The 14,524-nt window shown below is 61.9% G+C and carries 16 protein-coding genes; 11 read left to right on the top strand and 5 right to left on the bottom strand.

Going from position 1 to position 14,524, the window contains the following annotated elements; genetic code table 11:
- Nucleotides 1–183 precede the first annotated feature (183 nt).
- The 3 genes from ACZIRK_RS20605 to ACZIRK_RS20595 all read right to left on the bottom strand — a co-directional run bounded on the left by ACZIRK_RS20605 (nt 184) and on the right by ACZIRK_RS20595 (nt 4,153).
- Nucleotides 184–762, bottom strand: coding sequence for an HdeD family acid-resistance protein (locus ACZIRK_RS20605; RefSeq protein WP_028167863.1), 579 nt, complete (start codon nt 760–762; stop codon nt 184–186).
- A 68-nt stretch (nt 763–830) separates the two neighbouring features.
- A complete protein-coding gene (locus ACZIRK_RS20600) occupies nt 831–1,871 on the bottom strand; it encodes a PrsW family intramembrane metalloprotease (protein ID WP_130229830.1) in 1,041 nt (346 codons plus the stop codon).
- Nucleotides 1,872–2,920: 1,049 nt separating this feature from the next.
- Complete coding sequence (locus ACZIRK_RS20595) at nt 2,921–4,153, bottom strand: Zn-dependent hydrolase (protein WP_130225672.1); 1,233 nt, start codon at nt 4,151–4,153, stop codon at nt 2,921–2,923.
- Nucleotides 4,154–4,357: 204 nt separating this feature from the next.
- Between ACZIRK_RS20595 and ACZIRK_RS20590 the strand changes: the two genes are divergently transcribed.
- Entirely contained in the window at nt 4,358–4,678 is a 321-nt protein-coding gene (locus ACZIRK_RS20590) for a hypothetical protein (protein ID WP_349645070.1), read from the top strand.
- Between the two features lie 428 nt (nt 4,679–5,106).
- On the opposite strand, the gene ACZIRK_RS20585 is transcribed toward ACZIRK_RS20590, so the two are convergent.
- Both ACZIRK_RS20585 and ACZIRK_RS20580 read right to left on the bottom strand, forming a co-directional pair.
- Nucleotides 5,107–5,796 carry a DUF4336 domain-containing protein gene (locus ACZIRK_RS20585; protein WP_130225673.1) on the bottom strand — a complete coding sequence of 230 codons (690 nt, stop codon included), beginning with the start codon at nt 5,794–5,796 and terminating at the stop codon, nt 5,107–5,109.
- A 32-nt stretch (nt 5,797–5,828) separates the two neighbouring features.
- Nucleotides 5,829–6,200 carry a bleomycin resistance protein gene (locus tag ACZIRK_RS20580; protein ID WP_349645067.1) on the bottom strand — a complete coding sequence of 124 codons (372 nt, stop codon included), beginning with the start codon at nt 6,198–6,200 and terminating at the stop codon, nt 5,829–5,831.
- A gap of 203 nt (nt 6,201–6,403) precedes the next feature.
- Here ACZIRK_RS20580 and ACZIRK_RS20575 point away from each other — a divergent pair, with 203 nt between their 5' ends.
- The 10 genes from ACZIRK_RS20575 to ACZIRK_RS20530 all read left to right on the top strand — a co-directional run bounded on the left by ACZIRK_RS20575 (nt 6,404) and on the right by ACZIRK_RS20530 (nt 14,272).
- Nucleotides 6,404–6,763, top strand: a complete 360-nt coding sequence (locus tag ACZIRK_RS20575) for a hypothetical protein (protein ID WP_130225675.1) — start codon at nt 6,404–6,406, stop codon at nt 6,761–6,763.
- A gap of 163 nt (nt 6,764–6,926) precedes the next feature.
- Nucleotides 6,927–7,700 carry a class I SAM-dependent methyltransferase gene (locus tag ACZIRK_RS20570; RefSeq protein ID WP_130225676.1) on the top strand — a complete coding sequence of 258 codons (774 nt, stop codon included), beginning with the start codon at nt 6,927–6,929 and terminating at the stop codon, nt 7,698–7,700.
- 210 nt (nt 7,701–7,910) lie between these two features.
- Complete coding sequence (locus ACZIRK_RS20565) at nt 7,911–8,249, top strand: hypothetical protein (protein ID WP_130225677.1); 339 nt, start codon at nt 7,911–7,913, stop codon at nt 8,247–8,249.
- Between the two features lie 250 nt (nt 8,250–8,499).
- Nucleotides 8,500–8,931: an autotransporter outer membrane beta-barrel domain-containing protein gene (locus tag ACZIRK_RS20560; RefSeq protein WP_130225678.1), complete on the top strand. Its 432-nt coding sequence runs from the start codon at nt 8,500–8,502 to the stop codon at nt 8,929–8,931.
- Nucleotides 8,932–9,111: 180 nt separating this feature from the next.
- A complete protein-coding gene (locus tag ACZIRK_RS20555; RefSeq protein ID WP_155255580.1) occupies nt 9,112–9,279 on the top strand; it encodes a hypothetical protein in 168 nt (55 codons plus the stop codon).
- A gap of 204 nt (nt 9,280–9,483) precedes the next feature.
- The gene (locus ACZIRK_RS20550) at nt 9,484–10,194 is read left to right on the top strand and encodes a Crp/Fnr family transcriptional regulator (RefSeq protein ID WP_130225679.1); all 711 of its coding nucleotides are present in this window, start codon (nt 9,484–9,486) and stop codon (nt 10,192–10,194) included.
- A 42-nt stretch (nt 10,195–10,236) separates the two neighbouring features.
- Nucleotides 10,237–10,503, top strand: coding sequence for a DUF6894 family protein (locus tag ACZIRK_RS20545; RefSeq protein WP_456641567.1), 267 nt, complete (start codon nt 10,237–10,239; stop codon nt 10,501–10,503).
- Nucleotides 10,504–11,299: 796 nt separating this feature from the next.
- A complete protein-coding gene (locus ACZIRK_RS20540; RefSeq protein WP_463328036.1) occupies nt 11,300–11,587 on the top strand; it encodes a hypothetical protein in 288 nt (95 codons plus the stop codon).
- 273 nt (nt 11,588–11,860) lie between these two features.
- Nucleotides 11,861–13,006, top strand: a complete 1,146-nt coding sequence (locus ACZIRK_RS20535) for a fructose-1,6-bisphosphatase (protein ID WP_130225682.1) — start codon at nt 11,861–11,863, stop codon at nt 13,004–13,006.
- Nucleotides 13,007–13,084: 78 nt separating this feature from the next.
- Complete coding sequence (locus tag ACZIRK_RS20530) at nt 13,085–14,272, top strand: 6-phosphofructokinase (protein ID WP_130225683.1); 1,188 nt, start codon at nt 13,085–13,087, stop codon at nt 14,270–14,272.
- Nucleotides 14,273–14,524 lie beyond the last annotated feature (252 nt).

Raw genomic sequence — 14,524 nt, 5'->3', positions numbered from 1 at the left:
GTAGCTAAAGTACCAAAAATAGCTGGTGGCGGCGTTGATCATGGCTGGGTCTATAGCGGAAGGATTCCGCCTTGTCACCTCCAAAGATCGGTTCTGATTCAATCAGAACCGATCTTCAGTTTCTTATTTTGACGCGTTTTCTTCACGCGAACCGGTATCCACTTCGCTCGAAAACGCTCTAAATCACGGGTCGGTGCTGTGGGCGGCGAGCGCCATGCCGATCAGGCTGGCGCCGCCGAATAACAGATTGAGGCCGACCAGGAGCCCAAGCGCCCATTCCGCCGAGCCGGGCAGGCCGGCGACGATGATGAAGGCGATCAGGATGTCCATCAGCCCTGCGATCAGGAGCCACGACCAGCGCCCGGTCAATTCGCGCCGGTGCTCCAGCGCATACATGATGGTGGCGACGCCCTCGGCGACGAAATAGGCTCCGACCACGATGGTCAGCGTCAGCACGCCCTGCATCGGCCGCGCCAGCAGGATCAGGCCGGCGAGCACGGCGAGCGCCGCCGAGATCAGCGACCACCAGAAGCCCGGCATCTCGCGCGCCCAGTAGGTGACGATCAATCCGCCGATCCCGGAGATCAGGAACAGCCAGCCGAGGAAGATGGTCACGGCGAGGCTCGCGAAGGCCGGCACGATCAACGCGGCGAGGCCAAGAACCACGAGCAGGATGCCTTCGAACAGGAAGGCCTTCCAATGCGCCTTCACCGTGGCGTTCACTTCGGACTGCAGCTTGTCGAGGTTATCTGGAAGGGTCATCGCAGCTCTCCCGGCGGGTGCCTGATTGCACGCGATCCTAGAGCGTGTCCGGTTCTGATTATATCAGATTAGCCCGGCCCCGGCGCCGACGAAAAGCCCTCCGATGTCGTGCGAATTCGATTTCGCCCGAAGATGTAAATCGCGGTGGTCGCGATCAGCAGCGCTATACCGATCACAATGGAGATCGCCGCGACCGGGACCAGGATCGCCGCCGCATTGTGCTCGGGATTGATCAGCCAGCGACGGATCGACGTCAGCACGAAGGCCAGCCCGAGAAAGCCGGCGCCGCTGCCGAGGACGAGCACGGCCCACATCCGCCGCAACTGGCTCAGCCGTTCACGCGCGAGCGCGGTGCGCGGGGCATGATGGCGGCCGACCCGGTAGATCAGGCGGATGGCGAAGCCGATCGAGCTGAACCCGATCAGGACGCTCGCCGAGCCCAGGACCATCCGCAGCGTGGAGCCGAGATCGCCGCCCCGCTGCAGGGTCAGGAGCGGGAAGTCGAACGCGGCATGCAGCAAGACCGGGGCGAGCAGCACCATGCCCCAGCTCGACAAGCGCGCCCAGGCGCGATTCTTGCGGTGCGCGCCGAGCGCGGTGCCGGAGCGTGCGATCGCGACATAGGCGCCGGCGATGATGCCGAGCGCGCCGTGAAACGGCACCGTGAGCACGCTGCGCAGCACGGCGAGTGCGCGCCACATCTCGGCGTGCTGGACGAGGTAGGCGAGGTTCTCATAGGCGGCGAAACCGAGCCCTACGGCGGCGCCGTAGACCACCGGGTCCATCGGGTCGGCGGAGGCGCGCCGCCGCCGGGACGACACGGCGATGATCACCGCGATCTTCACGATCTCTTCAGGGAGGGCGACGCCGAACAGCGAGCGCACCACCAACGTCATCCAGGGGTTTTCCGGTATCGCCAGCAATGCGTTGAATGGCGCCCGCACCAGCCCAAGCAGCGAGATGCTGGCCGCGCCGAGCACGAAAGCGAGCCAGACCTGTCCCGGCGGGCCCGGGCGCTCGTCGGCGGCGATGACGAGCCAGAGCATCAGAAGCGCCGGCGCAATAGCGGCGGCACCGATGACGGTTGGGAGAGACTCGAGCAATAGCATCTGCGGGTAATCAAAACCGGGTACGAGTAAGGAAAATGGCCACAAAGCCAGCGCTTGGCAAGGCAACGTAACCGCTTTGCGATGGGTTCGGCGCGCCACATTCACGGCTTTTTGTCGCATGGCACGGTCGGTCGTTTCCGGTGTCGAGCCCGGGATCCGGCAGTCCGTAGGATGGGTAGAGCGGTTGACAGGACGCCGGATACTGGATGCCCCGCCGGAGCCTGTCATCGGGCTCGCCAAAGGCGAGACCCGGTGGCGGGGCATGACGGTAGAGTTTGGTGAGAGGATGTGAGTTCGCATTCTCGCGGCGCCATGCGTCCGAGCTTTGCTTTACTTTCCACCCTCCTCGAAACACAGAGGGCGCAGGGAAAGCCGGGTGCCGGCTGCACCCGTGGGTCCCGTGCAACAAAAAGCACGGGGGTAGGACCACAGGTTCAACCGAAGCATTCCGGCTTTCCCTGCGCGATGGTGTTACGGTTTCCTTCGTGCTCTCCTCGGTGACCGGGCTTTCTTGCCACCGTCGTCCGCGGCAGCTCTTGCTGCTCGCGCACTTAGCGCCAGCGTCGGGGCGCCAGGACCACACGACTTCGCCGTCCGTGCTGCGCGTGCTCGTCAGTCACACACTTCACGTCCACCGCATCTCACCGCAACGTTCGTGACGATCGCGAGCCGCCCCTCATTGGCCGTGAGACGCGCGGAGTTAAATCACTGATTTGCCCGACGACGGAAGCGGAATGTTTTTTCCGCGAGGGCTGGACAGACTTTCGGTGATTTGCCCGTCGGGTTGTTATGTCGCACTCAAGCCAACCACATCGTCATTGCGAGCGGAGCGCAGCAATCCATAGCACCGCAAGCAGAAGCATGGATTGCTTCGCTCTGCTCGCAATGGCTGGGGCTGTCATTCGGGGGCGATGCGAAGCATCGAGCCCGGAATCCATTTTGCTGCTTGCGCAAATGGACGAATGGATTCTCTGATGTGCAATTGCACATCATAGTTCGCGCTGCGCGCGCCCCGGAATCACGGAGAGTGGGAAGCCTGTGGCGCGCGCTCACCGCACGAGCAAGCGCCGGCACGCATCGACAAACACCTTTGCCCCCGTGACGATGTCGGCGTCGTCGGTGTTCTCGCTCCAGTGATGGCTGATGCCGCCGATCGAGGGCACGAACAGCATGGCTGATGGCATGATGGTGGCGAGGACCTGGGCGTCATGGCCGGCGCCGCTCGGCATCCGGATCGACTTGCCATCGGCAAAGCGTGCGCTCGCGGCTTCGATCGCGTCCTGGAACGCGGCATCCATCGTCGCCGGCGCGCCGGTGCGGATGCGCTCGACCTCGACGCTGCAGCGGCCTGCCGCCGTGACCTCGGCGGCCATGCGGCGCAAATGCGCTTCCAGACGTTCGATCATGCTCGGATCGTCGTCGCGCATCTGGAACAGCATTTCGGCGCGGCCGGGAATGATGCTGGGCGCGCCGGGATCGAGCGTGATGCGGCCGGTGGTCCATACCGTGCGCCGTCCGCACAGGGCAGGGAAGCTATCGTCGATCGCGACGCAGAACTTGGCGAGCGCAAGGCCAGCATCGCGGCGGATCGACATCCGCGTGGTGCCGGCATGGTTCTGCTCGCCGGTGAAGGTGATGCGATATTGCCAGATGCCGACGATGGAGGTGACGACGCCGATCTTGAGGCCGCTGTCTTCGAGTGTCCTGCCTTGCTCGATATGGGCTTCGAGATATCCGACGTGCCGTCCGCGCTCGGCGGTGACGCGCGGGCGCCCGCCAAGCCCGACGTTCGCCAGCGCATCACGCATGGGACGGCCATTGCTGCGGTCGCAGGCGGCGTCGATCTCGGCGTCCGTGACGGCGCCAACATAGGAGCGGCTGCCGAGGAAATGGCCGAAATGTCCTTCCTCGTCGCACCAGGCGGCAACCTCGACGGCACCTTGGAGGCTCGCGTCGGGATTGAGGACGCGGGCGGCTTCGAGCGCATAGACGACGCCGAGCGGTCCATCGAGCCAGCCGGCGAAATTCTGACTTTCGAGATGCGAGCCGGCCAGGAGCCTCAAGCCAGGTTTTGCGCTGGTGCCGAGAACGTTGCCGATGCCGTCGATCGTGGGAGCGAGGCCGGCTTCCGGGAGCTTTGCGGCAAGCCACGCGATCGAGCGCATATGCGGCTCCGAAAAGGTCGGCTTGTGCACGCCGGTCTTGTAGGCGCCGATGGCGCGGAGCGCATTGAGATCGGCAAGAACGCGCGCGCCGTCGACGGGCAGGTCTGGATCGGGCATGGCGGATGCACCCGTTGATGGTTTCTTTCCACGCAGGCTCGCATACGCCGCGCGCCAGGGAAAGCCGGCGCTGCCGGGGGCGTGTCTCCCGTCGGACAGGCGATAGGGCCGACCTCTGGTCTGCGCGGACCAAACGGCATAAATGACGGAGTGGCGAGGCCATTTTGATTTGGCGCAAGCCAGGAAGACCAAAACTTGCTTTCAATGCGCGATCAGCCCCATCAGACGGGCAGCGAAATAATCGGGGAGGCGGCCATGGGCGAGATCACTCTCTTTGTCGCCATGCCATTCGACCTGACCGACGATGGTCTCGTCGCCGGCGAGCCTTTCAAATGCGCGAGCCCTGCGGCGGCGATCGAGCGCGCGAAAGGGTTTTGGCAGATCCTGGGCCATGCCGGAGCCGTCGCGTTCGTCCGCGTCGGCTATCCGGAATCGACGACGACCGTGCTGCGCGCGTTCGGCAACGTGCCGGACGATCTATTGGGCGGTTACCACGACCCCAAGCGGACCTTCTTGGTCCGCTGAAGCAAGACTTCGCCGCCGCTTCCGCTGCGGCTCGGCCCCACGCCTGATCACAAAAACGGCATCGCAGCGGCGCGCAATTGCCCCGCCTTCACCATGATTTGGGGGCGTAAATCCCGGGAATGCCGGGCAAAGCATGGGCAAGACAGCGCCAATGACGGCTCATCTCCCCAAGACAGCAGAGGAGGAGCACGAGGAGCAGCTCCGCAACCTAGTCCGCGTTGTTTCAGCCTGCACCTTGGGACTTTGGTCCTTTGCTGCAGGCATCCTGATCGGGACCTTTCTTCTGTTTTGAATCGTGTTGCAGGGGTCGTCAGACGCGACCTATCGCGCAGCTAACACGCGAACCTTCCTGAATTTGCGAACCTTTCTGAATTTGCGAACCTTTCTGAATTTGAACGTGAACGTCTTCGTGGCTCCGACACTGCAAATCACGCCGTCAGCCACCCAAACGCACGGCGCAGGTACGCTCTCGCGTCCTTTTCCACCGGTGTCCCGTGGGCCATCAGCACCTTTTCGGCTGGCCATGCCAGAATGTAATCCAGAGACTTTCGCGCAGCGCGGCGGTTGGTAAAGGCGACACGAAACTTGCGCGGCACCGACGGCTCGGGCCCCACCATGAGGTCCAGCTTCGCGACCATGGCCCGCCAGCCGGAATTGCGGTCGGCCGGAATCTGCTGGAGCAGATCGGTAAACAGCACGGTCCCGCTCTTGATGTGAAAAAACACCACCTCCGTCGTGATCAGGTTGCCGTGCATCAGGACCTGGTCGATCTCCTCGATCCAATCCGGGCTCGGCACACTTTCGAGGTCAGCATCAAAGACGATGTCCTCGCGCTTCTTTCGCAATCCTGGCGGGGCGTAGACCTTGGCGTCAGGGTAGGCGCGCTTCCACTCTGGAAGAAACAGGTGATGAAGTGAATTGGGAGCAACGATGTGCCGCACCTGACCGATGGCATCGACATCCGCCCGCAGGCTATCGCTGAGCTCTATCGGCGACCAGATGAAGAGACCTCCGTCTGACAGTCTGATGACAGCCATCCGGGTGGGATAATGAAATCCGGCTACGGATACGTCGGGTCCATCTGCAGTCCAGATCTCGCGATCGAATTCCTTCAACATGGCCGGTCCAACTGGTGCCGTTCGAGAGGTGATTACCTGCTTCCCAAATCCTGTGCGAAACGCAGGAGGTAGCCGTCAGGGTCTTGCACCAGGAATTGCCTGTTGCCGCGCTCTTCTCCTGCGACCCGATACCAGGCGTCATGACACTCTCTGAAGAGAGGCCATTTCTCTCGCTTCAGTGCATCGAGAAGAGGGGCCACGGAATCGACGAAGATCTGAAAGTTGATCCCGCGTCCCAGCGGTCGTTCGAGAGCTCCAGTCTTCCAGTTACCATTTTGTTGCTTCAGCATCACCTGAGCGCCTTGCAGCTCAAGATACATGAAGCGATTTTCGAGGCGCTGATACGCAATCTGGAAACCGAGTATCTTGCACCAAAATGTCTTGCTCTGTTCCAGGTCAAGCACGTCCAGCTCCGGGACGAGGCGAGCAAAGCCGCCAGTTGGTAATCTATCTGCTGGTATTCCCATGGCTCACCGGTCCTCGGAATTTGAAGCCCTGACAACATGACGGGTCGATTTACCGTATCGAATCGATGCGAGAAAGTCGGGAGCAACCATGCACTCGGATTTGAGTCGCTTCCGAGCAGCCGGACGTCTATGTTACGCTCATGTCGCGCCTGATGTGTCTGTCGATTGCCATCGTCCTGTCGCTGCTGCCGGTCGTAGCGCCGGCTGCGCCGGTTCATAAACGAACGCCGCCACGCTGGCACGGCTACGGTTTCCTTCCGGGCTATCAGCAGCCACCGAACAACAGCCTTCCGCTTTTCAAGCAGAAAGCTTTGGCTTCGCGCATGGCGCGCCGTGACCGGCGCCATTGGTACATCGATCCGGTGCCACGCTATTATGGGTGGGATGGCGAGTGGCACTATTTCGGTCGGCCCGGATTCTACGGCGGCCGCTACAATGGCGGCAGCTTCGGCCCTTGCTGGACGCGGACGCCGATCGGGCCTGTCTGGAATTGCGGCTGATCAGCCGATTGCTCAAAGATCGCACGTGTGCAGCCACGCCAGAGCGCTTCGGTCAGAAGCGGGGGGTGCGTGGAAATGTAATCCAAATTTAAGGTGACGCGCCGCTGCAGCGGGTTAGTTTCGCTGTACGCCGTTCGATGACCTCGATGATTGGGCCCGCGGAATGGGACGTTTTGCAACGACGGTTGACCTCTATGAGCAATTCCGGCCGCCTTATCCGCCCGCGTTCTTCCGTGAGGTCGCCCAGCGCCTGGCGCTCACCAAGCAACATGCGCTGATCGATATCGGCACCGGGCCGGGCCTGCTCGCGCTCGGCTTTGCGGACTATGTCGGACGCATTGTCGCCGTCGATCCCGAGCCGAACATGCTGGCGGCCGCGCGGCAGGCGGCCAAGCAGGCCAGACGGGACGTGACGCTGGTCGAGGGCAGGGCGGAGGACTTGCCGGAGAGCATCGGGCGCTTCGATCTCGTCACCATCGGTCGAGCGCTCCACTGGCTGGACGAGAGCACTTTGGGCCCGTTGTTCGAACGGCTGGTGGCGCCGGGTGGCGTCGTCGCCATATGCGCGTCCTCCTCTGTGAGGGACGGGCGCAATGTGTGGCTCGAGGAATACACTGCTGCGCGGCGTCACTGGTCGGACAAAGAACTATGGTCCGAGTCGCGTTCGGGGCAGCGCGTGCATCGCGAGCTTTCCTCGCTGCTGCAAGGCACCACATTTCAGGCCACTGAAGAGATCCGGGTCGAGAGCGTGAAGGAGACCAGCGTGGCTGACCTGGCGCAACGCATGTTGACCTTCTCGTCGTCCTCGCCGGCCGTCTTGGGCGCGAAGGTCGAGCCGATGCTGCGCGATGTCGAGGCGCGCTTGATGCCGATGAGCCGGGATGGTGTGCTCACCGAGTTCGTCGTATCAACCGCGGAGATCGCGCGCCGTCGGTAGGAAGAGCAGGGAGCTTAAACGCTGCTCCTCACTGGCTTGCGCATTCTTTCTTCTCAGCGATCTCCATCGCTTTAGCGATCTCCATCGCCCTCAGCGATGTCGATCGCCGCTTCGGCCATCTTTTCGCTCTGATCAATGGGCATCTAGCTAAAACGATTTGTTAGCCATTCTGCACTTAGCTCGCAGCATCAGTTGTATCAGAGTATCGCCATGCGTCATGTTCGGAACCCGGCCTGCCGGATCGCCATCCTGCTTCTTCCGCTCGCGCTTGGTGCCTGCGCGCAATATGGCGTGACGAATACGGCTTCGACCGGACCGAGAACGTTCGCCTGGGATGGGGCGGGCGAGGATCCGAACGCGCCGCGGCGAGCGCCCAGGCATTCAGCCAGCGTGGCTCAGGCGATCGAGCCAGCGGCGGATGAGCGCGAGCAGGTTTCTGACGAAGATGCCGATCGTAAGCTCGCCAGCAAGCTCGTGATCTGCAAAGGCTGCATCAAGCCGCAGGAGACCGCAGAGCGGCCTGACGGATCGCGCGTCGCCAGTCGCTAATCCGGGTGTGATGCACACATGCGCATTGCGCGCTGCAGTTCGTTTTCGATCCGTTAATTTTCATCGCGCTCACGTTGCATCGAAAGCACACCGCGCGTTGTTCGCTTCGAACAACACGCAGCGTTGTTGCCGGATAAATGAGAGTCACTTAGCGTAACAGTCGATAACATTTCGCAATCCGCGAACACGGGCGGGACTGCAACCTTTCCGTTGGCAGAGCGCGTCGTAGGGGCTGAGGGACGATGCGCGAATGCATTGGGGCTATGCTGGTTCGACCGCAATCGGACCGCACGGAGAGAATGAGAAGGTCGACTTCGATGCCTTCGCCGATCGCTTCGGCGCGCTCGTCTCGCTCGCCAATGCAGACAGCCTGCTCGGCCGCGCCGGGCTATTACTCAATCATCAAAATATCTGGAACGACGGCTCGGGCATCGTGCGCTCCGACGTCTACGCGATCGGCAATTTGCACTGCGAGTTCCTCAAGGGCACCAGGATCGATGTCGCCGGCGCAGGCTTCGCCAATGCGAACGACCGGCTGTGGGGCAGCATCGGCGGCGGCACTTATAGCTGGGCGAGCGGCCGCTACGCCGTGTTCGGCGAAATCACCTATCGCGCGAGCCTCGAAGACGCCGGCGAGAACCACAGCTACAAGGGCACCGGCGGCTTCCGCATCACCTGGTGACGGCGGCTTCAGATCGCTCGGGCCGTGCCGTTCCGGACGCAGCTCGCGGCAGCACGCCGCAGCCTCAGGCAAGCAAGCCGCGCTAATTGTGAACCGACTGTAATCCTTGTCTCTCTGGTGTTGGCCGCACGTCGCGACCATATCTTGATCAGGTCCAATGAGCGGAATGGCGGAGGATCGATGGCCGACGCTATGGAACTGCGGAAACGAGCGGAAATGTTCGAGCGGCGCGCCGAGGAGGCGAAGGATCCGATCTCGCGGGCGCACTACCGCGAGATGGCGGCGCATTACCGAACACTGGCCGTCGAGCACCAGCCTGTCCGCAACGAGGAATCGGCCGATCATTAGGTGATCGCCCGCCTGACAGCCTCAGCCTTCGAAACCGAAGCGTAGCGCGCAGGTTCGCGGCAGCGCAACCCGACCCAAGCAGGTCGAGAACAGGACTCGCTAACCCCGGCGAGGAGGGGTAGGCTTTTGGTCTTAACGCTGAGGGGGCAAAAGTGCGACAGCTCTCGCGCCTTGTTGTAATTGCACCTGCCTTTGGTTTGGACAATGCCCAGCGAAATGATGATCCGCAGGCTGCGGGTCAATTCCAAATTGAGCGAGGATGATGTCTCGGCGCTCCGCTCCTTGCGTGTTCAGGTAAAGGAATTTCCGGAAGAGACAGTCGTCATTAGCGAAGGCGAACACGCGACGCATTGCTGCGTGATCCTGAGCGGGTTTGCCTATCGTGCCAAGGTGGCGGAGAACGGCAAGCGACAGATCCTCTCGTTCCACCCCGCAGGCGACTTGCCGGACCTGCAGGGGCTTTTCCTTGATCGCATGGACCATGATCTGGTGACGCTGTCGCGCGCTCGGGTCGGCTTCATCGAACATCGGTCCATCCATCAGCTCATCGAGGCGCGGCCATCGATCGCGCAGGCGCTCTGGCGTGAAACGCTGGTGGACGCGGCTGTCTTCAGGGAGTGGATCGTGAGCCTGGGCACGAGAACGGCCGCGGGACGCATGGCCCATCTCATTGCCGAACTCCGCCAGCGGCTGACCGCAATGGGGCTGGCCGCCGATGACGAGTTCGAATTTCCGATCACCCAATCGCGGCTGGCGGAGGCGCTGGGGCTAAGCGCTGTCCATGTCAACCGGGTTCTCCAGTCCTTTCGCGCGGAAGGCGTGCTCGACATTCAGAAGAACATGGTGAAGCTGAGCGACATCGAGAAGCTCGTGGAGATCGGAGGATTCAACGACACCTATCTGCATCAGCAATGAAGCTTTTGCGGAACGAGCGGGAGCGCCTCGCGTTGGCGCAAAATGCATACCTATCAGTTTCACATTGCCGGGCTCAGGCCTTTCCACGACGAGGAGGGCATGGAACTACCGGATGCCGAAACCGCCTGGGCGGAAGCGCTGCGGCTGGTGCGCGACATCGAGGGATCGCTGCAACCGAGTGAAAGCTGGTCTCTGGAGGTCGTCGAAGACGGCGCGACAATTTTCCGCATCAATCTCGCGACCGAAGACATGCGGATCCGGCGCAGCAGCCGTCCCGCCATGACGATGAAGCGCTCGAAAACGCTTTAGAGACCCGCTCCCGTACCGCTTGTGTTCAAAAGTGCACACACCGGGCGTTGTGCACGTCGTAGGATATGTGCTTAGAGGGTGCGATCTCCGGGAATCTGGAATCACATGGGTTATTTGCAAAGGCCCTGCCTCATGGGAAAAGCGAGCAGCATTTCGCAGCGGAGGCGTAGCCAATGCGACGACCATGCGGGCCTCTCATGTCGGAGGCACATTTTTATCTCAACACAACCAGCCTGTTCGATCTTCAGCGCGAAGTGACGGCGCTGTTTGCGCTTCGCAAACGCGTCGCGGATGCCGAGTTGGCAGCCACGCGTCGCGCACGCGAGGTCCGCGCCTCAGTCGAACGGCACGCCCCCTCCCGCGGCAGACGAAAGGCTCATTGATTTCCGGGACTACGCGGCGGTTCGCCAGCGAAGCCTTGCTGTGCCGAGCTTGCGAGGTGGCGACGTGTGAGATCGCTGCGGAGAGGGACATGCCTGCATCCGCTACAACCTGTCCGAGCGTCCACTACTGTGCGGACGGCGGGGGCAGCCGGTCACTTCCAGGCACGGGCCATCTGAGCAAAAGGCCGAGGATCGGCCGGCAATGCCTCCGCCGAGGCGACGGCGTCGATCGCGCGAGCAGCGAGACCAACCGTCAGCACACTGCAATCGTCCGTCAGGCAGCGGACTGCTGCGACCGGCTAGATGAATGGCAGCTGAACGAACGCGAGAGAAAATCTGGCGTTTGTCTAACACAGGTAAGTGGACTCCATTGTCAGAGGAGGCAATGCTGCTTTTTCGGAAGGGAGGCGCCTATGGCTGTTTCGATCGAAGCTGGCTCGAAGAAAGATTTTCAAACTTTGATTGTCGACGTTGACACGTTGGAACAGCAGAGAGCTGAACTGCTTGCACTTCGAGAAAAGGTGTCCACTGCGGAGCGTGCTACAGCTTCGTTGGCATCGCGTCCTCAGGAAAATCCCTCCAAAATTGGCTTACTGACACCGCGGCAATTGATCGGTCCTCAGGAAAAACATGATGCCCGACGGTTAGGTCGAACCGGTTTTTCGAGACGTCATAGCGGGTGCGATCGCTTCCGGCCTTGACGTGCGTCTGGCGCGGATTCTTTCCGGCGCGCATGAGATGAAAGACGACCTCGTGTGCCCGCAGTGCGGCGCCAGTCTGCAAAACTTTCCGCGTTGGCAAGCTGTCTGCACCAAAAGGGCAGGGTCGCTCACTCAGTGCGGAGGTTGTTACGCTCCAGGCTGGAACCTAATTGCGACATAGACGTTCGCTTTCGCGAATGAGCAGCGCCGTCGCCCCGGCGCAGCAAGCGTCGTGGCCGAGGCGTTGAGCTGTGCTGCTGGGAGGGGATGCTCATGAGACTTACTCTTTCGGTCATCAAGGCTGACATTGGGTCCGTAGGCGGGCACACGAAACCGTCTTCCCGCATGCTCGCAACTGTCGAGGGCGAGGTCGCCAAGGCGATCTGCAATGGGCTCTTGATCGATGCCTTCATCTGCCACACCGGCGATGACATCGCGATCATCATGACGCACACACGGGGCGAGGGGAGTTCCGAGGTCCATCAACTCGCCTGGAAGGCGTTTCTCGCCGCCACTTCGGTCGCCAAGACTGCCGGTCTCTACGGTGCCGGCCAGGATCTTCTCGCAGACGCACCTTCCGGAAACATTCGCGGTGCCGGCCCTGGTGTCGCCGAGCTCAGCTTCGAGCACAGCCTCTCGGCTCCGAGACCGGCGGAATCATTCATGGTGTTTGCCGCCGACAAATGCGGCCCCGGCGCCTACAATTTGCCGCTCTACCTTGCCTTTGCTGATCCAATGTATTGCGCGGGGCTGATGCTGCCTCCAATGATCAAGGGATTCCGTTTCCATATCATCGACATGGACGACACGGCCGGCGACAGCGTGATCGAACTCAACGCGCCCGCGGACAACTACCACATTGCTGCGCTGCTCCGCGACAACGAGCGTTTTGGCATTGATCGCATCGTTTCTCAAACCCATGGTGAGGTCGCCGCCGCAGTGTCGGCGCAGCGTCTTCACGCGATCGCAGGCAAGTACACCGGCAAGGATGATCCGGTCGCGATCATCAGGAACCAGGGAATTTTCCCGGCGCCCGAGGAAATCGTCTCGCCCTTCGCCAAGGCGCATTTCGTGGGTGGCGACGCGCGCGGCTCGCACGTGATGCCGCTCATGCCCGTGCCGCTTAATACGCCGGTGACTGGCATGTACTGCCTGCCGATCGTTTCCTGCGCAGCCTTTTCGATCGACAGGGAGGGCCGCTTTTCGGAGTCCTACACCGACTTCTTCGACAATCCGGCGTGGGACGAGGTGCGCCGGAGCGCACAGCGCAAGGCAATCGAGATGCGCAGCCAAGGCTGGTCCGGCGCTGCGATGCTGCCTTATTCCGAGCTGGAGTATGGCGGCTTCCGCGACACCGTGTCCGGACTACTGAAGCGTTTTCGGCTGCGCGAGGAGCGCAAGCCGGAAGCGGCCGAGTAGGCTGCGCCAGGCGGCAGCAGTGGAAGCGTCGAGTTGCGGCGAGAGCGCATTTGCGAGTCCTGATCTTGGGAGGCGAGCGTGGCGAAAAAGCGCATCGGTGTTCTCACGGGCGGCGGCGACGTTCCCGGCCTCAACGCAATCATCAAGACGGTGACCTATCGCGGCAGCGAGGACGACATCGAAGTCGTCGGTCTCCGCCGCGGTTGGGAAGCCCTGACGCACCTGAACCTCGACGACCCCGCCAGCAAATCGCACTACCTCATTCCGCTCAGCCGTGAGAACACCCGCATCATCGACCGACGCGGCGGCACCGTGCTGCACTCCAGCCGCACCAATCCCTCCAAAATGAAAAAGCTCCCCGATCATCTCGTCGGCAGCGACCCTCCGGTCTCGGAGAGCACCAAGGGCGGGATCGCAACCAAGACCTGGGACCTCAGCGGCCAGGTGTTGGCGAACCTGTCGGCGCTCGGCATCGAACATTTGATCGCCATCGGCGGAGACGACACGCTCAGCTATGCGGACAAGCTGAACGGACTCGGCGTCAAGATCATCGCCATCCCGAAGACGATGGATAACGACGTCCGCAACACGGAGTACTGCATCGGCTTCTCGACGGCGATCACCCGCGCCAGCGATGCGATCCAGCGGCAGCGCACCACAGTCGGCTCGCACGAGCGCGTTGGCATTTTCCGCATCTTTGGCCGCGATGCCGGCTTTACGGCACTCTATACAGCATACGCGACCTCGATCCGATGCCTGATACCGGAGTACAAGGTCGATCTCGATAAGCTGATCCAGTTGCTGATCGAGGACAAGCGCGGCAACCCAAGCAACTATGCGCTGATCGTGTTGAGCGAAGGCGCGGAATGGGAGGGCTACAAAGCGCACGAATACGGCGAACCGGACGCCTACGGTCACCGCAAGAAGGCGAGCGTGGCCGAAGCGCTTGCCGACGAGATCAAGCGGCGCGCCGGCGAGGAGACCATCGTCTCCGATCTCACCTACGACCTGCGTTCGGGCGATCCTGACTTCATCGACAAGCTGGTCGCCCTGACTTTTGGAAACATGGCCTACGATGCTATCCTGGAAGGCAAGACCGGCCTCATGTCGGCGCTGGTCGAGGGCCGCTATGACCTCGTGCCGATCCCTGACGCCAGGCTCGGACCGCGCAAACTGGACGTCGCCAGCACATACAACACGCAGCGCTACCGTCCTCTCTATTCCAACAAGCGTGGGCTGCCGATCTTTCTCACCCGCGCCTCTTAGGGTGGCAGGTAGAAAATGCTCGAGAACGCGGTATCCAGGATTTCGATCCGTCGTTGCTGGAACGATCCTGGCCTTCGTACAGTCGCGACCTCGATCACGAGGCCGCGATCTGCCGAACATGCATAGGCAGACACGCCAGTTCCGACATCCTCTTGCGAGGCGGATGCGCGCGCTGCGTACGCCGTCCTAGACGGGGGGGCGCATTGAATTTGCTAACCCAAGGGAGAACGACCATGAAACTTGCGACGATAG

This window comes from Bradyrhizobium sp. Leo114, from assembly GCF_055229415.2.
Note: the sequence above shows the minus strand (reverse complement) of the source record. Positions and strands in the feature narration are given on the sequence as shown.

Bases quoted from the DNA above. Each gene is read 5' to 3' on its own strand.
- ACZIRK_RS20605 (WP_028167863.1), bottom strand. From the start codon at position 762: ATGACCCTTCCAGATAACCTCGACAAGCTGCAGTCCGAAGTGAACGCC.
- ACZIRK_RS20600 (WP_130229830.1), bottom strand. From the start codon at position 1,871: ATGCTATTGCTCGAGTCTCTCCCAACCGTCATCGGTGCCGCCGCTATT.
- ACZIRK_RS20595 (WP_130225672.1), bottom strand. From the start codon at position 4,153: ATGCCCGATCCAGACCTGCCCGTCGACGGCGCGCGCGTTCTTGCCGAT.
- ACZIRK_RS20590 (WP_349645070.1), top strand. From the start codon at position 4,358: ATGCGCGATCAGCCCCATCAGACGGGCAGCGAAATAATCGGGGAGGCG.
- ACZIRK_RS20585 (WP_130225673.1), bottom strand. From the start codon at position 5,796: ATGTTGAAGGAATTCGATCGCGAGATCTGGACTGCAGATGGACCCGAC.
- ACZIRK_RS20575 (WP_130225675.1), top strand. From the start codon at position 6,404: ATGTCGCGCCTGATGTGTCTGTCGATTGCCATCGTCCTGTCGCTGCTG.
- ACZIRK_RS20570 (WP_130225676.1), top strand. From the start codon at position 6,927: ATGGGACGTTTTGCAACGACGGTTGACCTCTATGAGCAATTCCGGCCG.
- ACZIRK_RS20565 (WP_130225677.1), top strand. From the start codon at position 7,911: ATGCGTCATGTTCGGAACCCGGCCTGCCGGATCGCCATCCTGCTTCTT.
- ACZIRK_RS20560 (WP_130225678.1), top strand. From the start codon at position 8,500: ATGCATTGGGGCTATGCTGGTTCGACCGCAATCGGACCGCACGGAGAG.
- ACZIRK_RS20555 (WP_155255580.1), top strand. From the start codon at position 9,112: ATGGCCGACGCTATGGAACTGCGGAAACGAGCGGAAATGTTCGAGCGG.
- ACZIRK_RS20550 (WP_130225679.1), top strand. From the start codon at position 9,484: ATGCCCAGCGAAATGATGATCCGCAGGCTGCGGGTCAATTCCAAATTG.
- ACZIRK_RS20545 (WP_456641567.1), top strand. From the start codon at position 10,237: ATGCATACCTATCAGTTTCACATTGCCGGGCTCAGGCCTTTCCACGAC.
- ACZIRK_RS20540 (WP_463328036.1), top strand. From the start codon at position 11,300: ATGGCTGTTTCGATCGAAGCTGGCTCGAAGAAAGATTTTCAAACTTTG.
- ACZIRK_RS20535 (WP_130225682.1), top strand. From the start codon at position 11,861: ATGAGACTTACTCTTTCGGTCATCAAGGCTGACATTGGGTCCGTAGGC.